This window comes from Sinorhizobium fredii (genome assembly GCF_002944405.1).
Taxonomy (GTDB): Bacteria; Pseudomonadota; Alphaproteobacteria; order Rhizobiales; family Rhizobiaceae; genus Sinorhizobium; species Sinorhizobium fredii_C.
The window spans coordinates 565369-586340 of sequence record NZ_CP024310.1 but is presented as its reverse complement, the minus strand read 5'-3'; the positions used below and the strand labels follow the sequence as shown (position 1 = coordinate 586340).

General features: G+C 63.7%; 19 protein-coding genes. 7 read left to right on the top strand and 12 right to left on the bottom strand.

The window, feature by feature from the left end:
• Positions 1–29 precede the first annotated feature (29 nt).
• A complete protein-coding gene (locus tag NXT3_RS26520; protein ID WP_104840997.1) occupies positions 30–224 on the top strand; it encodes a DUF2735 domain-containing protein in 195 nt (64 codons plus the stop codon).
• A 14-nt stretch (positions 225–238) separates the two neighbouring features.
• Here NXT3_RS26520 and NXT3_RS26515 read toward each other — a convergent pair whose 3' ends face one another.
• The 9 genes from NXT3_RS26515 to NXT3_RS26475 all read right to left on the bottom strand — a co-directional run bounded on the left by NXT3_RS26515 (position 239) and on the right by NXT3_RS26475 (position 9328).
• Complete coding sequence (locus NXT3_RS26515) at positions 239–913, bottom strand: HAD family hydrolase (RefSeq protein WP_104840996.1); 675 nt, start codon at positions 911–913, stop codon at positions 239–241.
• 76 nt (positions 914–989) lie between these two features.
• The gene (locus NXT3_RS26510) at positions 990–1985 is read right to left on the bottom strand and encodes a ScyD/ScyE family protein (protein ID WP_104840995.1); all 996 of its coding nucleotides are present in this window, start codon (positions 1983–1985) and stop codon (positions 990–992) included.
• The gene (locus tag NXT3_RS26505) at positions 1964–2701 is read right to left on the bottom strand and encodes a formylglycine-generating enzyme family protein (RefSeq protein ID WP_234828254.1); all 738 of its coding nucleotides are present in this window, start codon (positions 2699–2701) and stop codon (positions 1964–1966) included. Before NXT3_RS26505 ends, NXT3_RS26510 begins: the two co-directional genes overlap by 22 nt.
• Before the next feature lie 64 nt (positions 2702–2765).
• Positions 2766–3827: an ABC transporter ATP-binding protein gene (locus NXT3_RS26500; RefSeq protein WP_104840993.1), complete on the bottom strand. Its 1062-nt coding sequence runs from the start codon at positions 3825–3827 to the stop codon at positions 2766–2768.
• 5 nt (positions 3828–3832) lie between these two features.
• Positions 3833–4693, bottom strand: coding sequence for a carbohydrate ABC transporter permease (locus tag NXT3_RS26495; RefSeq protein ID WP_097525795.1), 861 nt, complete (start codon positions 4691–4693; stop codon positions 3833–3835).
• Between the two features lie 4 nt (positions 4694–4697).
• Positions 4698–5612 carry a carbohydrate ABC transporter permease gene (locus NXT3_RS26490; protein ID WP_097525794.1) on the bottom strand — a complete coding sequence of 305 codons (915 nt, stop codon included), beginning with the start codon at positions 5610–5612 and terminating at the stop codon, positions 4698–4700.
• Between the two features lie 115 nt (positions 5613–5727).
• A complete protein-coding gene (locus tag NXT3_RS26485; RefSeq protein ID WP_097525793.1) occupies positions 5728–6987 on the bottom strand; it encodes an ABC transporter substrate-binding protein in 1260 nt (419 codons plus the stop codon).
• A gap of 237 nt (positions 6988–7224) precedes the next feature.
• On the bottom strand, positions 7225–8289 hold the full coding sequence (locus tag NXT3_RS26480; RefSeq protein ID WP_104840992.1) for a glycosyltransferase family 2 protein: 1065 nt from the start codon (positions 8287–8289) through the stop codon (positions 7225–7227).
• A gap of 340 nt (positions 8290–8629) precedes the next feature.
• On the bottom strand, positions 8630–9328 hold the full coding sequence (locus NXT3_RS26475; protein WP_104840991.1) for a GntR family transcriptional regulator: 699 nt from the start codon (positions 9326–9328) through the stop codon (positions 8630–8632).
• Between the two features lie 83 nt (positions 9329–9411).
• On the opposite strand from NXT3_RS26475, the gene NXT3_RS26470 reads away from it, so the two are divergent.
• The 4 genes from NXT3_RS26470 to NXT3_RS26455 all read left to right on the top strand — a co-directional run bounded on the left by NXT3_RS26470 (position 9412) and on the right by NXT3_RS26455 (position 14226).
• Positions 9412–10872 carry a mannitol dehydrogenase family protein gene (locus NXT3_RS26470; protein WP_104840990.1) on the top strand — a complete coding sequence of 487 codons (1461 nt, stop codon included), beginning with the start codon at positions 9412–9414 and terminating at the stop codon, positions 10870–10872.
• 393 nt (positions 10873–11265) lie between these two features.
• A complete protein-coding gene (locus tag NXT3_RS26465) occupies positions 11266–11943 on the top strand; it encodes a L,D-transpeptidase (RefSeq protein WP_104840989.1) in 678 nt (225 codons plus the stop codon).
• The gene (locus NXT3_RS26460; RefSeq protein ID WP_097525790.1) at positions 11940–12494 is read left to right on the top strand and encodes an OmpA family protein; all 555 of its coding nucleotides are present in this window, start codon (positions 11940–11942) and stop codon (positions 12492–12494) included. Before NXT3_RS26465 ends, NXT3_RS26460 begins: the two co-directional genes overlap by 4 nt.
• A gap of 337 nt (positions 12495–12831) precedes the next feature.
• On the top strand, positions 12832–14226 hold the full coding sequence (locus NXT3_RS26455) for a sulfite oxidase (protein WP_199773450.1): 1395 nt from the start codon (positions 12832–12834) through the stop codon (positions 14224–14226).
• A gap of 30 nt (positions 14227–14256) precedes the next feature.
• On the opposite strand, the gene NXT3_RS26450 is transcribed toward NXT3_RS26455, so the two are convergent.
• The 3 genes from NXT3_RS26450 to NXT3_RS26440 all read right to left on the bottom strand — a co-directional run bounded on the left by NXT3_RS26450 (position 14257) and on the right by NXT3_RS26440 (position 18619).
• On the bottom strand, positions 14257–15045 hold the full coding sequence (locus NXT3_RS26450; RefSeq protein ID WP_037419001.1) for an ATP-binding cassette domain-containing protein: 789 nt from the start codon (positions 15043–15045) through the stop codon (positions 14257–14259).
• Positions 15038–17293, bottom strand: a complete 2256-nt coding sequence (locus NXT3_RS26445) for an ABC transporter permease (protein ID WP_104840988.1) — start codon at positions 17291–17293, stop codon at positions 15038–15040. The genes NXT3_RS26450 and NXT3_RS26445 overlap by 8 nt, the downstream gene beginning before the upstream one ends.
• A gap of 243 nt (positions 17294–17536) precedes the next feature.
• Positions 17537–18619, bottom strand: a complete 1083-nt coding sequence (locus tag NXT3_RS26440) for a substrate-binding domain-containing protein (protein ID WP_104840987.1) — start codon at positions 18617–18619, stop codon at positions 17537–17539.
• Positions 18620–19051: 432 nt separating this feature from the next.
• Here NXT3_RS26440 and NXT3_RS26435 point away from each other — a divergent pair, with 432 nt between their 5' ends.
• Entirely contained in the window at positions 19052–19801 is a 750-nt protein-coding gene (locus NXT3_RS26435; RefSeq protein WP_104840986.1) for a carbonic anhydrase, read from the top strand.
• 187 nt (positions 19802–19988) lie between these two features.
• Positions 19989–20738, top strand: a complete 750-nt coding sequence (locus tag NXT3_RS26430; protein ID WP_104840985.1) for an SDR family oxidoreductase — start codon at positions 19989–19991, stop codon at positions 20736–20738.
• Positions 20739–20972 lie beyond the last annotated feature (234 nt).

Below are 20972 nucleotides of genomic sequence, written 5' to 3'. Positions count from 1 at the left end.
TCTCGACAGGACTCACCGGAGACCAGAGCATGGCCACGAGTTTCCACGGCAAGAGTGCGACGATCTATCAGTTCCCGACACGCATCTCGCGCAAGGCCGAAGATCGTCGTTCCGAAGCACAGCGCCAAGCGGATCTCACTTCGTCGGACGTGTGCGCGGCTGCCATTGACGGCTGCTGGTACCACGAGGAAGCGGTTCGCGAGGAAACGACCACCAAACACTGAGCTCCAGGCGTCGATCACCGACGCCCGCCGACCTCGTCGATATGCATGAGCATGTCGGCGGGATCCTCATAGATGCGGAACGCGCCGGCGTGCCGCAACTCTTCAAGCCCATAGCCGCCGCTCAATAGCCCGACGCCCAAGGCGCGGCAGCGAACCGCCGCCAGCATGTCCCAGATGCTGTCGCCGACGACGACCGCCGTCTCGATCGGGGCGCTGAGCCGCTCGGCGGCCGCAACGAAGAGATCCGGATCGGGCTTGGCGTATTTGACCAGGTCCCGGGTCACAACCGGCACGACGGCCGGGTCGACGCCGAGAGCAGCGAGATTGACGGCAGCCGTCTCCATCCGGCCGCTGGTGGCGATCGCCCAGGGAATCTTTGTGTCAGTGAGCCATTGCAAAAGAGAGCGCGCGCCCGGCAGCGGCCGGATGCGATCCGCCTGCCGCTTGTAAGCCTCGGCATGGCGTTGTCGCAGACGCGCCACCCGTTCCGGGCTGATCTCCACGCCCGTCTCGCGCAGCAGTTGGTTGGTGAAGAGGCCGCCGCTCATGCCGATCTTGCGGTGGATGCGCCAGACCGAGAGGTCGATGTCCTCGCCCTCGAGCGCTTCCTTCCAGGCAAGCACATGTTGGTAGACGCTGTCGACGAGCGTGCCGTCGAGATCGAACAGGAAGGCCGGTTCAATGCGCATGTCTTCTCTCCTGCTTTCCTGTGGTGCCGCTGGAGATATGGAGCAGCATCGGGGGAAGAACAGGGCTGTCGGCGCGCTACTGACGCGCCAGAACGTGCAGGTTGCCGGCAAGATCGGAAACGATAACTTGCCGCTCGTCCAAGACGAGCACCGAGACCGGCCGTGTCAAGCCGTCGAAGATGGTGCTTCTGCTCTTCGTTTCAGCATCCATCCTCAGCAGTCGGCCGCTGCCATTTGCGAAGCCTTGCTTCTGATCGTAGGTCCCGTGTTCGAGCACGAGCATGCCTCCGTCACCCGCAAAGGCAATCGCCACCGGCGCGTTCAGTCCGTCGGCCTCGAGGCGCGGTTCGGAGGCGCCCACGGTGGGGATCGAAACGACCTTCCCTGCCCCGGCAAGGAAGGGAAAGCCGCCGAAGAGCGCGACATAGAGGCGCCCTCTGTGAAGCGTTATGCCGGTCGGTACGGCATCGACCTCGTAGCCGCTGCCCGCCGCGAATTCCGTCGGCGAAAGGCTCTGCAAGGCTCCTGCCGCCTGAGGCAATCGGCGGAAACTGATAAGCGTCCTCCTTCGACCATCGCGTCTTACATGCTCGACGCTGTTGCGCGCCGCGTCGACGACGTAGAAGCCTTGGTCGACGGCGACGAAATCGAACGGGTTCCAGAAATCATTGCTGATGATCCGCGTCTTGCCTGCGTCATCGACCGCGACCAGGCTGTGATCGAGCGGGTTCTGATCGGCGTTGGTCGGCGTCCATCCCTGGGCCACGATGAACTCGCCACCGACACGAACGGCACGATAGGGCCCCGTCGGGTCGCCTACCACGTCGGGGCCATGGGGAAAGACGGGACCGAAGGCGACAAGGTACCCGTTCGCATCGCGGCGATAAAGGCGGCCCTTCGCAAGATCGGTGACGAGCAACGTATCGCCGTCGCGCGCAAGACCGGCAAAGGCGGCGCCGGGGACATGAACCGTCGCGAAGCGGTAGCCCGCTGCCGCCACGGGCTCGGCACCCGCGCTATGTGCCAGAAGCAGGACCCCGGCAGCGATGATCAGGGCGAGGAGCGGACGCATCGGAAGCCGCCATTAGCTGCGAAACGGAAGTCGGGATCATAGGCGAGCCGGTAAGTGGTTGTCAGGTGGCGTGCGTCGCTGTTCCAGGATCCGCCACGAAGCACGCGATGGCGACCCTCGGCGGTAGTCGATACGCCTACGTAAGGCGCATAAACGTCGCTCGTCCATTCCCAGACATTGCCGACGAGGTTGAGCACGCCTTCCCGGCTGGCGCCCGCGGCGAAGGACTCTGCCGGCGCCGTCATCGGATAGCCATCCCTTTCATCACCGGAGCAGCAGACATCGGCACCGACATTGGCCCGCGCCTCGTCGCGAGGCCCCTCCTGCCAGGGAAAGGCATCACCTTCCACGCCCCGCGCCGCTCTCTCATATTGTTGCTCCGACGGCAGAGCGAGGCCGTAGTGGCGGCAGAAGGCAATCGCATCGCCCCAGCTGACGCCGACGACCGGCCGATCGGGAAGTCCCAGGAGCGGGTGATCGGCATAAAAGGCGCGACGGTGGCCGCTCGCCGCCACGAAGGCTTCATATTGCCGGTTGGTGATCTCGGTGCGGTTGATCGCGAATGGCCGTCCCTGCACCACGCGCCGCGGGCGTTCGTTGTCAGGGCCGTCGTCGCGGCCGAAGACGAAGGGACCAGCCGAAACCGCGATGAGCGGATTGCCGGCGATAGGCCCGGCCCCGGTCGCGAGCGCTGCGGATGCCGTGAGGAGAGCGATTGCCGCGGTTCCCGCAAGGCGAAGGCGACGTATCGCGGCACCTCCCTTACAATGTCCTATGAGTCTAGAAATCGACACGTCGCTCCGTCTCCGCATCGAACAGGAACATCCGGTCCGTCTCGATCCTGGCGCCGACCCGCTGGTCGATCTGGCCGGCGAAGTTTTTGTCGGCGCGCACGGTCATGAGCCGGCCGCCGAGTTGCAGGCTGACAAGCGTGTTTTCGCCGGTGAGTTCCACCGAATAGATCGGCGCTACCAGGTTTGCACCAGGGTCTTCCGGGTTCACCACATGGACATCCTCCGGACGCACCCCGAGCACGGCGCGCGGAATGCTGACGTTTCCAGCACCCCCTACCCGGAGACCCGCACTGGCAAACACGCCGTCCTTCACCTCGCCGGAGATGAGGTTCATCGCCGGCGAGCCGATGAAGCCGGCGACGAAGAGCGTGCGCGGGTCGTTATAGATGTCCCGCGGCGTTCCGAGCTGCTCGATGACGCCGCGGTTCATCACCGCGACGCGTTGGGCGAGCGTCATCGCCTCGATCTGGTCGTGGGTCACGTAGATCGTCGTCACCTGCAGCTCGTGCTGCAGGTGTTTCAGCTCGGCGCGCATCTGGGTGCGGAGCTTCGCATCGAGGTTCGACAGCGGCTCGTCCATGAGGAAGACGCGCGGCGTGCGCACGATGGCGCGGGCGAGCGCCACGCGCTGGCGCTGGCCGCCCGATAGCTCCTTGGGCAGTCGCTTGAGCATCGTATCGAGCTCGACCCGCCGCGCCACCTCGCCGATGCGGCGCTTATATTCCTCCGGCGGCACTTTGCGGATCTTCAACGGATAGCCGATATTGTCCTCGACGGAGAGATGAGGATAGAGCGCATAGGACTGGAAGACCATCGCGACGTCGCGATATTTCGGCAGCACGTCGTTGATCCGGTCCGAGTTGATGTAGATATCCCCGGTTGTCGCCTCCTCGAGGCCCGCGACCATCCGCATCGTCGTCGTCTTGCCGCAGCCCGAGGGTCCGAGCAGCACGAGAAATTCCTTGTCGCGGATCTCGAGGTTGAAATCGTGGACGGCGACGAACTCGCCGAACTTCTTTGTGACATTGTCGAACCGGACGGAGGCCACAGGTCTCAACCCTTGACGGCGCCGAGGGAAAGTCCCCGGACGAGGTGCTTCTGGACGACGAAGGCGAAGATGACGATCGGTACGCAGGCCATGAAGCCCGCGGCGCTGATCTCGCCCCAATAGGTGCTGTACTGCGTCACCCGGCCGGCAATGCCGATCGGCAGCGTCTGTGATTGCTCTGTCAGCGTGATGACGAGTGACAGCAGGAACTCGTTCCACGAGATGATCAGGCAGAAGATAGCAGTCGCCGCAAGTCCGGGCCGGGCGAGCGGCAGGGCGACATGCAGGAAGGCGCCCCAGCGCGTGTCGCCGTCGACGATCGCCGCTTCCTCCAGCTCGACCGGAAGATCCTGGAAATAGCTCTTCATCATCCAGGTCGCAAACGGCAGGTTGAAGGCGGTATAGGCGATGACGAGTGCCGACTTGGTGTTGAGCATGTCGAAATAGTTGAAGAACAGGTAGAGCGGAATGATGCTGACGATCGGCGGCATCATGCGCGTCGAAAGTATCCAGAAGGAAATCTGCTTGCGCCACTGCCAGGGATAGCTGAACCGCGCCAGCGCATAGCCGGCCATGGTGCCAAAGGTCACCGAAATCACGGTCGTGCCTATCGCGACGAGGAAGCTGTTCAGGGCATAGCGCAGGAAGGGGCGTTGGACGAAAGCTTCGTCATAGTGCTTCAGGGTCGGGTTGCGCGGCACCCATTCCGGCGGCACGGCGAAGATGTCGATGTCGAACTTGAAGGAGTTCGCTGCGATCCAGTAGACCGGAAACAGCGTCAGGATTAGCGCGACGAGAATCGCCAGATAGGCCGACAGGCGAAGAAGCATCTCCCGGGTGCGGCTGCGTGTTCTGATCGTCGCCATCCTCTCACTCCGCCAGCCGCATGCGCTTCATGAACCAGGTGCTGAGCACGATAGTGACGAACAGCACGAAGAGCGACATCGCCGCCGCGTAGCCGGGGTCGGCGAAGCGGTAGGCGACCTGGTAGATGTAGAGACTCAGGACCTTGGTGCGGTCTGCCGGGCCGCCCCCCGTCAGGATGAAGACGAGGTCGAAAAGGCGCAGCGCATCCATGACGCGCAGGAGCAGCGCAATGGCGATGACCGGCTTGAGGAACGGCAACGTCAGATCCCAGAACTGCCGCCAGGACGAGGCGCCGTCGAGCGCGGCCGCCTCATAGGGTTCAACCGGCAGGCTTGCGAGCCCCGCCAGCATCAGAAGAAAGATGAACGGCGTCCATTGCCAGACATCCGCGACGATGATCGAGAACATGGCGAGGTTTACGTCGCCGGCCCAGGCCTGAACGGGCAGGCCGAGCAGGAACATGACCTCGTTCAGAACGCCGAACTGCGGCTCGTAGATGAGCTTCCAGGTGATCGCGACCGCGATCGGCGGCAGCATCATCGGGATCATCAGCACCGTTTTCAAGAAGCTGAGCCGGCGGATGAATCTATCGAGAAGGAGAGCGAGCCCGAGGCCGAGAAGGAATTCGAGCGTCACGGCAACAATGGTGAACACTGCGGTGTTGCGGAGCGCCACGTGAAACTGCGGATCGGAAATGAGCCGCGCGAAATTGCCGATGCCGACGAATTCCCAGGGGAGGTCGGGATTGGGGCTGATCCGGTGGACCGCCGCATAGAACATGTAGACGCTCGGAAAGATCGTCAGGGCCAGCAGGATGAGCACCGTCGGCGCGAGCATCAGGTAGCGCAGATGGCGCTCCGTCCATTGCTCCAGCGGCCCTCTCCGTCGAACCGACGCGCTTTTGCCGGTTTGCAACATCGGTCCCTCCGCAGACCTTCTCCCTGCATACCTCGACACCGGCCGCCGCAGCGGTTCTTTTTGCGGCCGCGAGAGCGGGACCGGCGCGAGGCCCCGCTCGATGCAGGCAAACCACCTATTTGAGGCCGGTGATCTGCTCGACCGCCGCCTGCGAGTTCTTCAGCGCCTCCTCCGGCGTGATCGTGCCGGCGACGGCCTTCGAAAGCTCGATGCCGAAGGCATTCTCGATCTCCGGCCATTTCGGGTGGCGCGGCCGCGGCGTCGAGGCCTGGATCGCCTCCATCAGCACCGGGTAATGGCGGAACTTCTCCTGCTTGGTGAGTTCCGGATCGGTGAAGACCGAGGTGCGAACCGGCGGATTGCCGCGTTCGGCGGAGATCTTGATCTGCTCGGCCGTGGTCGCCCACATCATGAAGTCGAAGGCCTCCTGCTTGTTCTTGGACGCCGCCATGATGCCCATCGTCCAGTGGCCGATCTCCGAGCTGCCCGGTTTGGTGCCGGCTGGGATCGGGCTAAAGGAGATCTTGCCGACCATCTTCGACTGGCTCGGGTCCTCGAAGGTCGCTACCCAGTTGGGCCAGTTGATCGACGAGGCGGCAGTGCCGGCCGCAAGGGCCGTGCCGACCTCGTTGGCGTTATAACTCTCAACGCCCTTCGGCGAGACGTCGCGCAGCGCCATGAACATCTTCATGGCGGCGGCGCCCTCGGGCGTGTCGATCGTCACCTTGGTGCGATCCGCATTGAACATGTCGGCACCGTAGGACCAGAAGATCGGCATGAAGTCGGCAACGACGGGATTACCCTGGCCGCCGCGGAAGACATAGCCGAAATAGCGGCCGCCGCCCTGCTCGGTCAGCGCCTTCGCAGCCTTCAGCACATCGTCCCAGGTCTTCGGGGCTTCGACGCCCGCTTCCTTGAATTTGGCGGCGTCATAGAAGAACATCTGGGCGTTGCCCACATAAGGCAGGCACACATAGGGCCCTGAATTATAGGGATTGCGGCAGATCGCCAGCGACTTCGAAAGGAAGTCACTGTCCGGCCCCTCCACCCCGGCGCCCTTGAAATAGGACGTCAAATCTTCGAGATGGCCGTTCTCGGCGAAGAACGGGATCCACGGATCGTCCATCAGGACGATGTCGAAAACGCCGGACTTGGTTGCCCCGGCATTGGCACCCTGTTCGAACACATTGGCATAGGGCGCCTGCACCGTCTCAACCTTCGTATTCTTCATTTTCGCGTAGTCGGCGGCTGCGGCTCTGAGGCCGTCACCCTCGCTGCCGGAAGGCACGAGGATCGTGATGTCGGCCCAGGCTGACGCGCTGATCGCGAGTGCCGATGCCGTGACGGCGAAGGCCAGACAGAATTTGCGCACCATTGAACACCTCCCAATCCGAGCTCTTGACGAGTCCTCCTCATGGAGGTCCCGCCCGATCGGCTGGCGGAGAGGCTGATGCAACGTGCATGAGCTCGGGCAGGCCCGGCGTCATCGGGCTTCTCCACAAGCCGACGTTGCTCCCAGCGCAATCTACCACATTGCGCTCGATTAAGAGAGGGTTGTATTAGCTACTGCTTTTGTTGCAGAGCCAGCCTGCGCTCCGCGCTGGGGACCGAACTATCCCATCACATAGCGAATGGTTTTCGACAACCGGGTGAGAAAAGCGGGCCTCGAAGAGGCGACAAGCTTCCAGGAGAGCACCGCCTGTGCCATGCGTCGCGGCAGGAGCCCGACCGACAGGAACCAGGCCGCCAGCATGGCGCGGCGGCGGAGCGAGACATTCATTTCCATGCTGGCGGCGGCACCGGCCGCGGCAAGCGAAAGCCGCGAATCCTCCGCCACCGGATGGCGCCGATGGTCCACGCAGAGCGACGCCAGACGTTCCTCGATGTGCGTCGGATCGCGCAGATTGGCGTCCGGCGGGACTTCCAGGCCAACCTCCTCGGCCTGGTGCGAAAGAGCATGCAAGCGGTGAAAGTCGTGCTGGACGCGCCACCGGGCCCTCTGGCCCAGCTTCTCGGCGAAGACCGAATGATTGCTTCCATGCATGCGGTAGGCACCAAGGCAGGTATCGATCGACCCGACCTTGCCGTGAAGGGGTGCCAACGTGACCAGGTAGCCGTCCGCACCCTGGCGGAATTCCTGTTCCGGTACCGGCATGATGTTGTCGAGCGCGGACCGGGTGAAGGCCAGTCCGCTGGTCACCGTGGTCTGGTAGCGGGCCCGGCGCAAGAGTTGCGGGGTGACGTCGCCGGAATCGAAGGGCACTTCGGGCGGCGGAAAAACGTCCTGGACGCGCTGCCGCTCGTCGACGATGTGCAGGCGGAACTGCATTTGCACCACGTCGCCATCAAATTGGCCGATGATTTCCGAGACGGCGTTCGGGTAGAGATAGTCGTCCGCATCGAGGAACAGAACGATCGCCCCGCGACTTGCCGCAAAGCCCGTGTTGAACGCTGCGGCGTGACCGCCGTTCGCCTCTCTCAAGCATGCCTTGATGCGGGGGCCGTAAGAAGCGATGACCTCGGCGGAATTGTCGGTGGACGCGTCATCGACGACGATCACCTCCACCTCGCCGTAGTCTTGGCCGAGCGCGCTCTCGATCGCGTGCCGCAGGAAACGGGCATAGTTGTAATTGGCGATGATGATGGAGACTGGAAGACGGTCTTGGATGGAATGCATCGCATAAACCTCGCAGATCTGCTTTGGTTGCGGCGAACCTTCTCATTCGGGTCCTTGGGGAAATGCCCGCTCCGGGAGAGCGCACCCTTATCGGCGCGACGGAGCCCTCGGCGTATTGGGCCAACGGGCGGCGAAGATCGTTCTCTATCCGGTTCCGAGGGTCTCCAGTTTTGTGGCATTTGCATGACCCGTAAAGCGCGTCGCGTTCAAACACATTCACGCGGCGCGCTTCAGGTCCTTGTTTTTGTGCATGTCGTCATCTCCAAAAACGCTGCACACTTTTGGGTGACATGCATTACGGCGCCGTGCGTCTCTGCCAGTCCTCCGGGCCCTCAAGATCCTATGCAAAATAGTCCGGATGGTGCTGCCGAAGGGCCGTGACGTCGGGAATAACGGCGCCGAGGTGAAGCATCATCGCCTCGCAGGCCCTTTTGACGTCCTGCGCCGCGATCGCGTCGCGGATTGCCGTATGTTCCTCCATGACCGTCGCCATGCGACCAGGGACAGGCAATGTCAGCCGGCGGGCGCGATCGATCTGCAGCTTGACCGTTTTGATGAGAGTCCAGATGCCGGGATAGCCGGCGATTGCGGAAATCGCCTCGTGAAAAGCCTCGTCCTCTGCGTAGAAGAGTGAAGCGTCGTTGAGCGTTGCATGAGCCCGCTGGCGGGCAATAATCGCATCGAGGCGTGCAACATCCTCCGCAGCGGCGACCTGCGCCGCACGCTCGACGGTCGTGCGCTCCAAGGATTTGCGTATGATCACCGCCTCGGGGATGGCCGACAGCGGAATGCGCGAGACGAAGGTGCCTGATTGCGGGAAAATCTCGACGAGGCCTGCTTCGGCAAGCCGCAGGAGCGCCTCGCGCACCGGCGTCCGGCTGACGCCGAATTCCTCGGCAAGGACCTTTTCCTGCAGCGGCATTCCCGGCGGCAAGTCAAGCGACAGGATTGCAGCATGGAGCTGCTGGTAAATAGCAGCCGCCGTCGTCACCCGGCGCAGCCTTATGCCGCTCGTCCGATCTGAAGGTTGATGCCGCAAGACCCGTGCCGCCGTGTTTGACAGTGTTTGTAATACTAGTATATCAATTTCCGTGCACTGCCAATCGACGCGGGAGGAAGGCCATGCGGCTTTCAAGAATGACGCTCGACCGTCTGCCGGAAACCGTGAAGAAGCCGGGCTACGATCCGGCAAATATTTCCGTAGGCATCGTCCATCTCGGCATCGGCGCCTTTCACCGAGCGCACCAGGCGGCCTTTACCGACGCCATCATGGCGGAGGATCCTTCCTGGGGCATCTCTGGCGTCTCGCTCCGCAGCCCCGATACGCGGGACGCCCTTGAGCCTCAGGACGGGCTTTACACGCTCAGGATACAGGACGGCGAAGGCGAGCGGCTGCAGGTCGTCGGCAGCGTCGTCGAGCTACTCTGCGCACCGGAGGATCCGGAAGCCGTTCTCCGCCGGATGGCCGGTCCCGACACCCGGATCGTTTCGCTGACGATCACCGAGAAGGGCTATTGCCACAACCCCGCGACCGGGACGCTGGACGAAGCCCACCCCGATGTCGTCCACGATCTTGCAAATTCGCAGCGGCCACGCTCCGCAATCGGCTTCATCGTCGAGGCGCTTGCCAGACGGGAGGCGGCCGGCATTGCTCCGTTCACCCTGCTTTGCTGCGACAACCTTCCGTCCAACGGCCATGTGCTGAAACGCGTGGTCACACGCTTTGCGGAACTCCGCGATCCGGTCCTTGCGGCTCTCGCGCGCCGTCTCTCCTGCCCTTCCACCATGGTCGACCGGATTGTGCCGGCCACCACGGACAGCGATCGGGAGGCCATCGCGACGGCGCTGGGGCTCGAGGACGCCTGGCCGATCATGACCGAACCCTTCCAGCAATGGGTGATCGAGGACGACTTTCCGCTCGGCCGTCCGGCTTGGGAGAAGGCGGGCGCCGTCTTCGTCGACGATGTCGCCGTGTTCGAGATGATGAAGCTCCGGCTGCTCAACGGCAGCCATTCGACCCTTGCCTATCTCGGCTATCTGGCGGGCGCCGAAACGGTGGCCGAGGCCATGGCCCTTCCCGGGATGGAGGTGCTCATCGAGGGCTTGATGCGCGAAGAAGCGACGCCGACCTTGCCGCCGCTCCCCGGATTCGACCTCTCCGCCTATCGCGCCGACCTCCTCCGGCGGTTCCGTAATCCACGGCTCCGGCACCGGACCTGGCAGATCGCCATGGACGGCTCGCAGAAACTGCCGCAACGGCTGCTCGGCACCATCCGCGACCGCCTGCAGGCCGGAGCCGGCTACGAGCGCCTGGCGCTCGGCGTCGCTGCCTGGATGCGCTACGCGCGTGGCCTCGACGAACATGGCCGGGAGATCGACGTCCGAGACCCGCATGCCGCCCGGATTGCCGCACTCGTCCGCGACATAGTCGAGCCTGAGCAGATCGTCGACGCCTATCTGACGATGCGGGATGTGTTCGATGCGGATCTCGCCGGGAGTGTTCCGTTCCGCCTTGCCCTTGTCAAGGCTTTGACGAGGCTCTTCGTAGAGGGCTCGGCGGCAACGCTGCGCGCCCATGCGTGAGTCGATACGCCCCTCATCGGCTGCTGCACCTTCTCCCTGACAGACAGAGGGAACGGATGATACCGCACTCTCCGTCCAGCCTATATATGGTAACAGAGTGAACCTGATACATGGTTGCGAAGTGTAGTCGTCGACCTTCATCTCTCGCCGAGTCGTCGTGAAGATCGCACTCGCCCGACACGGCAAGAGGCGCTCGGCGCGGCGCAAATGAGGCAATCCGCGCCATAGGTTCGCGAACATGGAGGCGCGCGAGGGTTGGGCGGGAGCGCATCGGAACCCACGAGAGACCAAAACGCCGTTCTACTTGGAAATCCGGCGAAGGTTTATGTTGTGGCAGGTGAAAAATCTGATTTACTGCCACTTCGCTACTTGGCTTTACGGGGGATATTGCCGATGGGGTGGACGCGCAGGGATATTGTGCTTGGCGGTTTAGCGTCATTTGGCACCGTGGCGGTGCAGAAACCCACATTGGCAGCGGCGACTTCCTATTTTTCCGGCACCGCCGTCGACGATGGTGTGACATTCCGAAGCACCAACTTTGCCAAGATCGACAAGAAGTGGCGCCGCCAGGTTGTCAGATATTTCAGCAGCGAGCCGATTGGCACCGTCGTTGTCGATACAAGGCACCATTTTCTCTACCTGATCATGGAGAACAAGACTGCCATTCGCTATGGCGTCGGTGTCGGCCGAGAGGGCTTCGAATGGTATGGTCGCGCCACGATCGACCGGAAATCGCACTGGCCACGCTGGACGCCGCCGCCGGAAATGCGTGAGCGCCACCCCGAACTGCCTGAATCGGTCGAGGGAGGTTCGCCAAAGAACCCGCTCGGCCCGCGCGCCATGTACCTGCTTCGCGATGGGGTCGATACCGGCTATCGTTTGCACGGTACGCTGGAGCCGGGCAGCATCGGCAAGGATGCCTCCAGCGGCTGCATCCGCATGTTCAACGAAGACGCAATCGATCTTTATCAGCGTTGCCCCATCGGCACCGCGGTGCAAGTCCTGCCGCATATTGCCGACCAGGCTGAAAGTGCCGCCGCTCAGGTCAGCCAAGCAAGCCCGGTCGAATGAGGAATATCACCTTGATGTCTGCTTTGACCGGATATACGAGGCTGCTTGTTGGCGTGGCCATGCTGCTGACGCTCGCCGCCTGCAACACGACTGAAATCGCGGCGTTGGAAGAGCCGACTGCGTCACCGATGATCGGACAGACCAATGATCCGGCGCCCGGCTTCGAGAATGTCGTGACCGGCAGCGAAGAGGACTTCATCCTGAATGTCGGCCGACGGACCTACTTCACGGAGGACTCGGCCACGCTCGACTCCGTCGCCATGGCAACGTTGGACAAGCAGGCGATCTGGCTCAACAGCAATCCGCGTTGGCTGGTCAAGCTGCAGGGATTTGCAGACGATTCCGGGTCCGGGGCAAATATGGCAACGCTGTCGCAGAGACGCGCCGACGCGGCGATGGCCTATCTCGTCTCGAAGGGCGTAGATGCCAACCGCATGTGGGCCAAGGGTTACGGCAACGAGCGCGAGGTCCGTGACTGCACGGACCGCTCCTGCAAGGTGCAGAACCGGCGCGTCGTCTCCAACTTGCGCACCGAGCGCGACTCCCTCTGATCCAGGATGACTTGCGGATAGGTCCGTCCTGCGTCCAGTCAAGACAGCAGACGACTCGGCCCGTCGGGAGAGATCGCGAAGACGGATCCCTGCCCGCCGGGCCGATGAGGTCGGCCGCATCGGCCACCGTCCGAGAGTAGGCGTTCAACAGCTCGACATCCGGTGCGCGACTGAATGGAATTATCGATATAGCCCGTGACCGGCGTGGAACTGCGTGCCCCGGCTGCGGACAGGCTTCCTCCAAAAGGAGCTTTTCAGCGATACCCGGCGAAAGCGAAGATGCCGCATGATATATTGCCGCGAATGCTCGTCCTTGCCGAAAGGCGTGGGGGTCCCGATGCCTCTGTTCATTGTGCGACATCAGCACTCGCCCGAAGCCTGCCCCGCGCGCGATCCGGCCATGGGCGGGATGTTGCTGAACCATCTGAGCAGGCCAAGCGCCGCGCGCCACGGGGTCGTTATCAAGGGCGAGGCCGTCGTTCGCGGTGCACACACGCTGTTCTTCATCGCCGAAGCGGCGGATGAGGCCGCCCTCCAGGCGTTCTTAACGCCGTTCCGGCAAGTCGGCGAGGTGGAAGTGATGGCCGCGTCGACCTGCGCGGAGGTAGTCGCGAGTGGCGGCTGCGATGCGCCCCCGGCAGACATTTCGGCGGCGCTGCTCGCTCCGGCCGACGCTTGCCAGGAAGCCATCGAGGCGGGACTTCTCGTCCACCGGGCCTACCCGTTGAACGGCGAGACGTCGGTGCCGGACCTCGCCGGCGGGGCCGTCATGCCCAACGGTCGGTTCTACCTGCGCAACCATTTCGATATCCCGCACCTCGATGGCGAGCGCTACCGCCTCTCGGTCGGCGGGTTGGTCGAAAAACCCCTGAGCCTGAGCATGCGGGACCTTCGCAATCTTCATGCCGAGAGCCTTGTGGTCACCCTCGAATGTGCCGGTAACGGCCGCAGCCTGTTCGATCCGGCGGTGCCCGGCGAGGCCTGGGGCATGGGCGCCGTCAGCACCGCCGAATGGACCGGCGTGCCCCTGGTCGAGGTGGTCGAACGGGCCGGGCTGCAACCCGGCGCAACGCAACTCACCTTCCGCGGCGCCGACGGCGGGCTCGTCGAGGGTCACGATGCGCCGATCAGTTTCGAGCGGGGCCTTACCGTCGACCAGATCCGCGAAGCGGGCGCGCTGCTCGCCTACGAGATGAACGGCGAGCCGCTGCCGCCGCCGCACGGCTACCCGTTGCGGCTGGTCGTGCCCGGCTGGTACGCTGTGGCGTCCGTGAAATGGCTGACCGAGATCATCGTCACCGACAAGCCCTGCGAGGCACACTATCAGGTGGAAAAGTACTGGTACGAGTGGATACGCAACGGCCACGACGAGCGCGCGCCGGTGACGCTGATGAATGTGAGGGCGCTGATCGCAACGCCCGCTCAAGGCGAGAGCCTGCCGCGTGGCGAGACGGCGATCCGCGGTGTCGCATGGTCGGGCGCCGGCAGCATAGCGAGGGTCGACGTCAGCCTGGACGGTGGGCCGTGGCGCGAGGCGCGGCTCGTCGGCGAACGGCGGCGCTCCGCGTGGCAATGGTGGGAACTGATCACCCGCCTCGACGAGACGGGGCCGCTCATCGTGCGGGCGCGCGCCACCGACATGGCGGGCCGGACCCAGCCTGAGCACGCCGAGTGGAACCGCCTGGGCTACGGCAACAACTCGATCCACTGCGTGACCGCACAATTGATCTGAAGCCTGGAGCGGTTTCCGTTGTGGTCCATGCTATGACCGGCGGTCTCTTGCCTGGTCTGCCGTCAGCGCCGTGTCCTGGGTGCCGGACACGATGATCTCCAGCACCTCGTGCTCGTCAGTGTTCCTGATAAAGCGGTCGCCGACATATTCGCCGCGCTTCAGCACCATGACGCGATCGCCGACGGCGAAGATGTCGATGAGCCGGTGCGAGATGATGATCTGGGCAACGCCTTGCCTCTTCAGTTCGAGCATGGTTTCGAGCAGCCGCTCAGTCGCCATCACCGACAGATTGGCGGTCGGTTCGTCGAGGATCACTACCCGCGGCTCGAAGGAGATGGCGCGGGCGATCGCCACGGATTGCTGACGACCGCCCGAGAGGCTTTCGACCTTCTGGTAGACCGAGTTGACGTCGACCTTGAGCCGCTTCAGAACGCGATCGGCTTCCGCATACATCGCCCGCCGGTCGACGAAGGGACCTTTCAGCGGCCACCGGCCGAGAAAGATGTTCTGGCCGACATCCATATTTCCGCAGAGCGCGAAGTCCTGGTAGATCATCTCGATGCCGGCGTCGCGGCTCTCGTGCGGGCTCCTGAACTGCACCGGCTGACCGGCAACGAGGATTTCGCCGGCATCGCGCTGATAGGCCCCGGTGAGGATTTTCATCAACGTCGACTTGCCGGCCGAGTTGTCGCCGACGAGGCCGAGAATTTCTCCGGGATAGAGGACGAGATCGACCTTGCGAAGCGCCTGTACGGCCCCGAAGGCCTTTTCGATGCCGCGCATCTCGACGATCGGCCGGGGCGATTGCGTATCAACCATGACTGCCCGCTCCTGTTGGCGCTCGCCTCGCGAAGCGCGCCCGCAGCGTTCCGAGAATGTTGGCCTGACGCACCCATATGTCGATCAGCACCGCGACGATCAGGATGACGCCGATGAAGACGTTGATCCAGTGCTGCGGCATCGTAAAGCCCTGGACGTTCAGCTGCAGCAGCGCCCGAATCAGCGTGATGACGGCCGCCCCGGCGAGCGCGCCGATCATCGTCCCGTGGCCGCCGAAGATCGACCCGCCGCCGATGATCACCGAAGCGATGGCGTCGAGCTCGCGGAACTGCCCGGCGACCGGATTGAAGCTGCGGAAATAGGCGACGTTGATCAGCCCGGCCATGGTCGCGCAGAGCGCAGCCAGCATCAACGAGAGGAAGCGTATGCGGTTGGTGTTGATGCCGGCGTAGGCGGCGGCCCGCTGATTGCCGCCGGTCGCGCAGACCTTCAGGCCAAACGGTGTATAGGCGAGCACGATGCCGGCGACGATGGAGACGAGGAACATCCAGACGGTCTGGACGCTGACGACCTCCGCGACGGTCCGGATGATGCCCGGTTGCAGCGAGACGCCGAAGTAGAGGAGCACGTCGCTAACCTTGCGGCCGATCAGATTGTAGGCCTCCGTCCAGCCGGTCAATTGCTGCCCAGCGACGAACCAGGCGGCGAGACCACGGGCGATGTAGAACATGCCAAGCGTGGCGATGAAGGAGGGCAATTTGAGACCGACGGTCAAGGTGGCGTTGACGAGCCCGGCGGCCATGCCGGCGACGAGCCCCATGGCGATCGCCGTCATTGGATCGGCGCCGAGCACCTTCAGGAAATAGGCGGCCGTACTGCCGGCAAGGGCGAGGACCGCGCCGACCGAGAGGTCGATGTCCCCGGCGGCGATCACATAGGTGAGCCCGATGGTGATCAGCGCCAGCTCCGTATAATTGAGCAGGATGGCGAATGTGTTGGAGAGATTCCACCAATAGTCGGGCCGGAGCGCCAGCCCCGTCAGCCACAAGACAGCTGCAAGTATGATGGCGAGCGCATCGCGACGCGCCAGGAACTTGCCGAACCCGATCGCCGACAGCGCCATGTCCGCCGCCATCGCTCCCTTGGTCTGTACGCCTTCGAGCGCGACGCCGCCAATCTCCATGGCCGCGGGCGGCGGCCGTCGGCGCAGCCAGGCCCAGAAGCGGGCAAGCACCTGGCGGCGAATGAGATAGGGTTCGATGAGCACGGCGGCGACGAGTAGCAGGCCGAGAAAGACCAGCACCGCGCCCGCTGGCAGCGTATAGCGGGCGCTGACCGCAATGCTTTCGCCGTCGATGACAACGGTACGGGTGATCGGCCAGCCTTCGCGTAGCACCTTGTCGATGAGCACGACGAGGGCCGCGCCGAGGCAGGAGCCGACGACCCGGCCGCGGCCGCCGAGGATCGAGGCGCCGCCGATGATCACCGAGGCGATCACGGTCAGTTCCCAGCTGACGCCATAGAGCGGCGTGACGCCCTTGTCCTGCGCGGCCGCCAACAGAGCGGCGACGGTCGCCGAGAGCGACGAGATCAGATAGGCGCGAATCCGCACCCAATTCGCCGGGATACCGGCATAGACGGCAGCCTGTTCGTTGCCGCCGGTGGCGAAGGTCTCGTATCCCCACCGCGTTTTGCCAAGCACGATCGCCCCCACCGTTGCGGCGATGGCGAAGATGGCGATCTGGTTGTTGAAGCCAAAACCATTCGTCTCGCCCAGATGAAAGAAAGTCGGATATTCCCTCGCCTTGCCCGAATAGTAAATCGCCTGGCCATGCGTCAGCGCCAGCACGAAGCCGCGGCCGATGAACAGCATCGTCAGCGTGGCGATGAAGGCCGGGACTTTGAGGAGTGTGACGAGCACGCCGTTGAGAAGGCCGATCGCGGCGCCAAGGAGCAGGCAGAGGACGATGGCCGCGACGATGCCGAGATCGAGAAAGCTCGACGCGAAGAGCCTCGCGAAGACGACGGCGATCAGCCCGTAGATCGAGCCGACGGAGAGGTCGAGATCCTTGTTGACGATGACGAAGGTCATCCCGACGGCGATGATCCCGACGCGGGAGGTGTCGCGAAGAAGCGCATGGAGGCCCTCGGTCGAACCGAAAAATGCGGGGTTGACGGCCGCTCCGGCAAGATAGAGCAGTGCGATGAAGATCAGCAGCCCACCCTCCCAGCTACCCGCGAGTTGGAAGGGTGCGCGGCCGAGCGATGTCGTTGCGGTCGGTATCATGGCGGCTTCTTCCGCGTGCTCCTCGCATGCGGGTCAGGCCGCCGCAACCGAGGGTCCCCAAGGGGGGAGATCGACTCGCGGCGAGTCAGCCGCACAAACGGCACGGTGCGGCATGGACGGCCCTCTGATGGCGGCACCGGGCGTGCCTCAGGCGTTCTCACCCCTTGTGGGGGAGATGGCCGGCAGGTGAGAGGGGGGTGCAGCGCCGCCATCATCCGCTCTTCATCGCGCCGGACTTCGCGCTCAGTTCTCGAATCGCTTGCCGACCTTGGCGACATTCTCCTTCGTCACGAGCTGGGCGCGCGTGTCGAGATTGGCGGCCGAGATGCCGCGGTCGATCTGCAGATAGAGCTGCATGACCGGCCAGAAGCCCTGGAGGAAGGGCTGCTGGCCGAGCGAGCCGGTCAGGTTGCCGGCGGCGATGCCTTCCTGCTGTGCCGGGCCGAGGTCGAAGCCGAAGGCGCAAAACTTGCTCGTCCAGCCCATCTGCTCCACCGCCTTGACGAGCGGCGGCGTGAAGACGTTGTTGGCTGTGAAGGCGCCGACGACGTCGCCGCGGGATTCGAAGAGCGTCACCAGTGCATTGACCGGATCGTTCGGGTTCGTGTCGATGCCGACATTCTCCGGCCCGGCATCGACCTTGAAGGCCTCGAGCTTGCCGGCGTCCTTCAGCGTCTTGACGATCGCGTTGAAGGCGGCGGTGACGCGGTTGTTCACCTCGATATTGCCCATGGCGGTCGATGACGGCAGCAGGATCGAGCCGCTGGTCTTGCCGCTGTCGAGCACGCATTTGGCAAGCGCCTCGCCGCCGATCGCCGCCGCCGAGGCATCCTGGCCGGTGTGGCTGATGCCGCTGCGGTTGAGGAGCGTTCCATCGAACGAATTGGTGGTGGCGACCGGAATGCCGGCCGCCTCGGCCGCCTTGACGATGTCGTTATAGGCGCCGACCTGCGGCGTCGTCATAATAATGCCGTCGATTTTCGGATCACGGACGATCTGATTAAGAATCTCGATTTCGCGGGCCGGGTCGTCCACCGGCGATTCGGAGCCGAGCAGCAGGATATCGGCGCCGATCATGTTGCCGGCCACCTTTGCACCGACATAGACCGGATCGAAAAAGCCGTTGCCGGCCGTGTGCGTGACGATCGCAAAGGTCAGACGACCGTCCGCGGAATGGAAGTTCTTAGTTTCCGGTGCTTCCTTGGCGGCGTCATCGAAATTGTAGCCGCCGACGGCCTTTTCCACGCTGCCCGATTGCGCGAATGCAGACGTGACGCCAACTGATAACGCCGCGGCCGAGACCGCGGAGAGCAAAACTCGCCTCATGGCTTTCCTCCCTTGGATCACGCCTCGGGCCGGTCTTCGCAACCGAAGCCTGCGTGATCATTTCCCAGTGGCTAGAGCGGGATACAGGTGGAAAACCGCGTACATTTTGCCCCTTCCCCCTCCATGTGTCAGCGGGCGAAAGCGGTTCGGGCGCGGTTTGCGAGAGGCGCGTCGAAGGCTCCCTCCCATCCGCCTATTTTCTGCGCAGTTGGAGCACAAGTAAATGGCGAACTTTTCGAAGAGTGTCGGCCTGGGCGGCCGCCGGCGGAATGCCAGATCCTCCTCCCCGAACAGGCGAATCCCGCAGGCGATATCCGTTTCGCGCAGCCATTTTGAGCTGCGGCGTTTCGGACAGTTGTTGGACAGGTTTGCAAGCACAACATCCCGTCCCCGCGGGCGCATCCGCTCGCGAATATTCGAAAGGGAATAAGAATGGAAAGGCGTGAATTCCTCCGGGGCCTGGCCTTGCTTGCCGCTTGCCCGCTCTGCGTCAAGACGGCCTACGCCGCCGAAGGCGTACATTGGGGCTATGAAGGCGAAGAGGGCCCGGAGCATTGGGGCTCCCTGGGCAAGGAGAACAGTGCCTGCTCGGCCGGCTCGCAGCAATCGCCGATCGACATCACGGGCGCGATCAAGGCCGATATCCCGGACCTCGCGACCGACTGGAAGAGCGGCGGCACGATCCTCAACAACGGCCATACGATCCAGGTGAAGGCGGCCGGCGGCACGCTCAAGCGCGGCGACAAGACCTACGAACTGGTGCAGTACCACTTCCACGCGCCGAGCGAGCATCTCGTCGACGGCAAGGGCTTCCCGATGGAAGTGCATTTCGTCCACAAGCACGCCGAGACCGGCGAACTCGGTGTCCTAGGCGTGTTCATGGTTCCCGGCGCCCGCAACGAGACCTTCGCCAGCGTCGCCGCCAAATTCCCGCAGAAGGCCGGCGAAGAGGTAGCGCTCGACGCCGTCGACCCGAAGGGCTTACTGCCCACCTCGCTCAAATACTGGGCCTATGAGGGATCGCTCACCACCCCGCCCTGCAGCGAGATCGTCGACTGGATGGTGGCGATGGAACCGATCGAGGTCGATTCGGCCGACATCAAGAAGTTCACGGCGCTCTACTCGATGAACGCGCGGCCGGCGGTTGCCGGCAACCGCCGCTATGTTCTGGGCTCCAGCTGATTGGTGCTTTCGGCAGCGTTTGCTTCTCCTGAGGGCTGACACATCCGGCAAGGCCATCGCCTTGCCGGATGTGTGTCGCGACGCGTTCACGGCAACACTTGCGTAAAGAACCCTTCGCTGCAAATGTCCCTCGGGACGAAGGAGCCACCCCATGGATCGATGGCTCCACGAGCGACGAGGGCAAGCGATGTTCGATCTCACCGGCAAGACAGCGCTTGTCACAGGCGGCGGCCGCGGGCTCGGGCTGGAAATGGCGAAAGCGCTGGCAAGGGCGGGCGCCTGGACGGTGATCAACGGCCGCAGCCGGCAAAACCTCGAAGAGGTGTGCGAGCGGCTTGCCAGCGAAGGCATTGCGATCGGTATCGCGCCAGGCGATATCACGCGCGATGTCGGACCCATCCTCGCCCAGGCGATCGCCAAGACCGGCCAGCTTGATATCCTCATTCATGCGGTCGGCGAGCGCGACAGGCGCGGCACCGAGGCAATGGAGCCGGAGGACTTTGCGCAGCTCCTGAACACCGACCTCACTGCGGCCTACGCCGTCGCAAGAGCAGCCCTTCCGCTCCTCAAGCGTTCCACGGCCGGCCGGCTGATCTTCGTCACCTCGATCGCCGCCTTTGCCGCCCGCGCCGGCGACCCGGCCTATACGGCGGCAAAGGGCGGGCTTTCGGCGCTCACCCGATCACTTGCGGTCGAGCACGGTCCCGACAATCTCACCGTCAATGCGATCGCGCCGGGCTGGTTCTCGACCGAGACCAATGCCCATCTCGCCGCCGATCCGGCGCTTCAGGCCTTTGTCGAAGTGCGCATTCCGTTGAAACGCTGGGGCCGGCCGGAAGAAATTGCGCCCGCCGCCGTCTTCCTCGCCTCGCCCGCAGCAAGCTTCGTCAACGGCATCACGCTGACGGTCGACGGCGGCATGACGGTGCAGATGTAAAGCCGGCGAAGCGACAGCGACCTCGACTGGATCCACTGGGGAATCTCCCCGCGAAGTAAAGCTCTGAGTCGAGGGCGATACCCCTCTGCCCTGCCGGGCATCTCCCCCAAAAGGGTGGAGATCGGCAAGGATCTGCGCTTTCGCCCGTCGGCCACTCCGCAGATTGGGCAAGGGCTTAAAGTGCCGCCTCTCTCCACGCTAATGCCCGGCAGTGCAGAGGGGGCAACAGCCACC

Coding starts and splice junctions, on each gene's coding strand:
- NXT3_RS26520 (WP_104840997.1), top strand. CDS start 30: ATGGCCACGAGTTTCCACGGCAAGAGTGCGACGATCTATCAGTTCCCG.
- NXT3_RS26515 (WP_104840996.1), bottom strand. CDS start 913: ATGCGCATTGAACCGGCCTTCCTGTTCGATCTCGACGGCACGCTCGTC.
- NXT3_RS26510 (WP_104840995.1), bottom strand. CDS start 1,985: ATGCGTCCGCTCCTCGCCCTGATCATCGCTGCCGGGGTCCTGCTTCTG.
- NXT3_RS26495 (WP_097525795.1), bottom strand. CDS start 4,693: ATGGCGACGATCAGAACACGCAGCCGCACCCGGGAGATGCTTCTTCGC.
- NXT3_RS26490 (WP_097525794.1), bottom strand. CDS start 5,612: ATGTTGCAAACCGGCAAAAGCGCGTCGGTTCGACGGAGAGGGCCGCTG.
- NXT3_RS26485 (WP_097525793.1), bottom strand. CDS start 6,987: ATGGTGCGCAAATTCTGTCTGGCCTTCGCCGTCACGGCATCGGCACTC.
- NXT3_RS26480 (WP_104840992.1), bottom strand. CDS start 8,289: ATGCATTCCATCCAAGACCGTCTTCCAGTCTCCATCATCATCGCCAAT.
- NXT3_RS26470 (WP_104840990.1), top strand. CDS start 9,412: ATGCGGCTTTCAAGAATGACGCTCGACCGTCTGCCGGAAACCGTGAAG.
- NXT3_RS26465 (WP_104840989.1), top strand. CDS start 11,266: ATGGGGTGGACGCGCAGGGATATTGTGCTTGGCGGTTTAGCGTCATTT.
- NXT3_RS26460 (WP_097525790.1), top strand. CDS start 11,940: ATGAGGAATATCACCTTGATGTCTGCTTTGACCGGATATACGAGGCTG.
- NXT3_RS26455 (WP_199773450.1), top strand. CDS start 12,832: ATGCCTCTGTTCATTGTGCGACATCAGCACTCGCCCGAAGCCTGCCCC.
- NXT3_RS26450 (WP_037419001.1), bottom strand. CDS start 15,045: ATGGTTGATACGCAATCGCCCCGGCCGATCGTCGAGATGCGCGGCATC.
- NXT3_RS26445 (WP_104840988.1), bottom strand. CDS start 17,293: ATGATACCGACCGCAACGACATCGCTCGGCCGCGCACCCTTCCAACTC.
- NXT3_RS26440 (WP_104840987.1), bottom strand. CDS start 18,619: ATGAGGCGAGTTTTGCTCTCCGCGGTCTCGGCCGCGGCGTTATCAGTT.
- NXT3_RS26435 (WP_104840986.1), top strand. CDS start 19,052: ATGGAAAGGCGTGAATTCCTCCGGGGCCTGGCCTTGCTTGCCGCTTGC.
- NXT3_RS26430 (WP_104840985.1), top strand. CDS start 19,989: ATGTTCGATCTCACCGGCAAGACAGCGCTTGTCACAGGCGGCGGCCGC.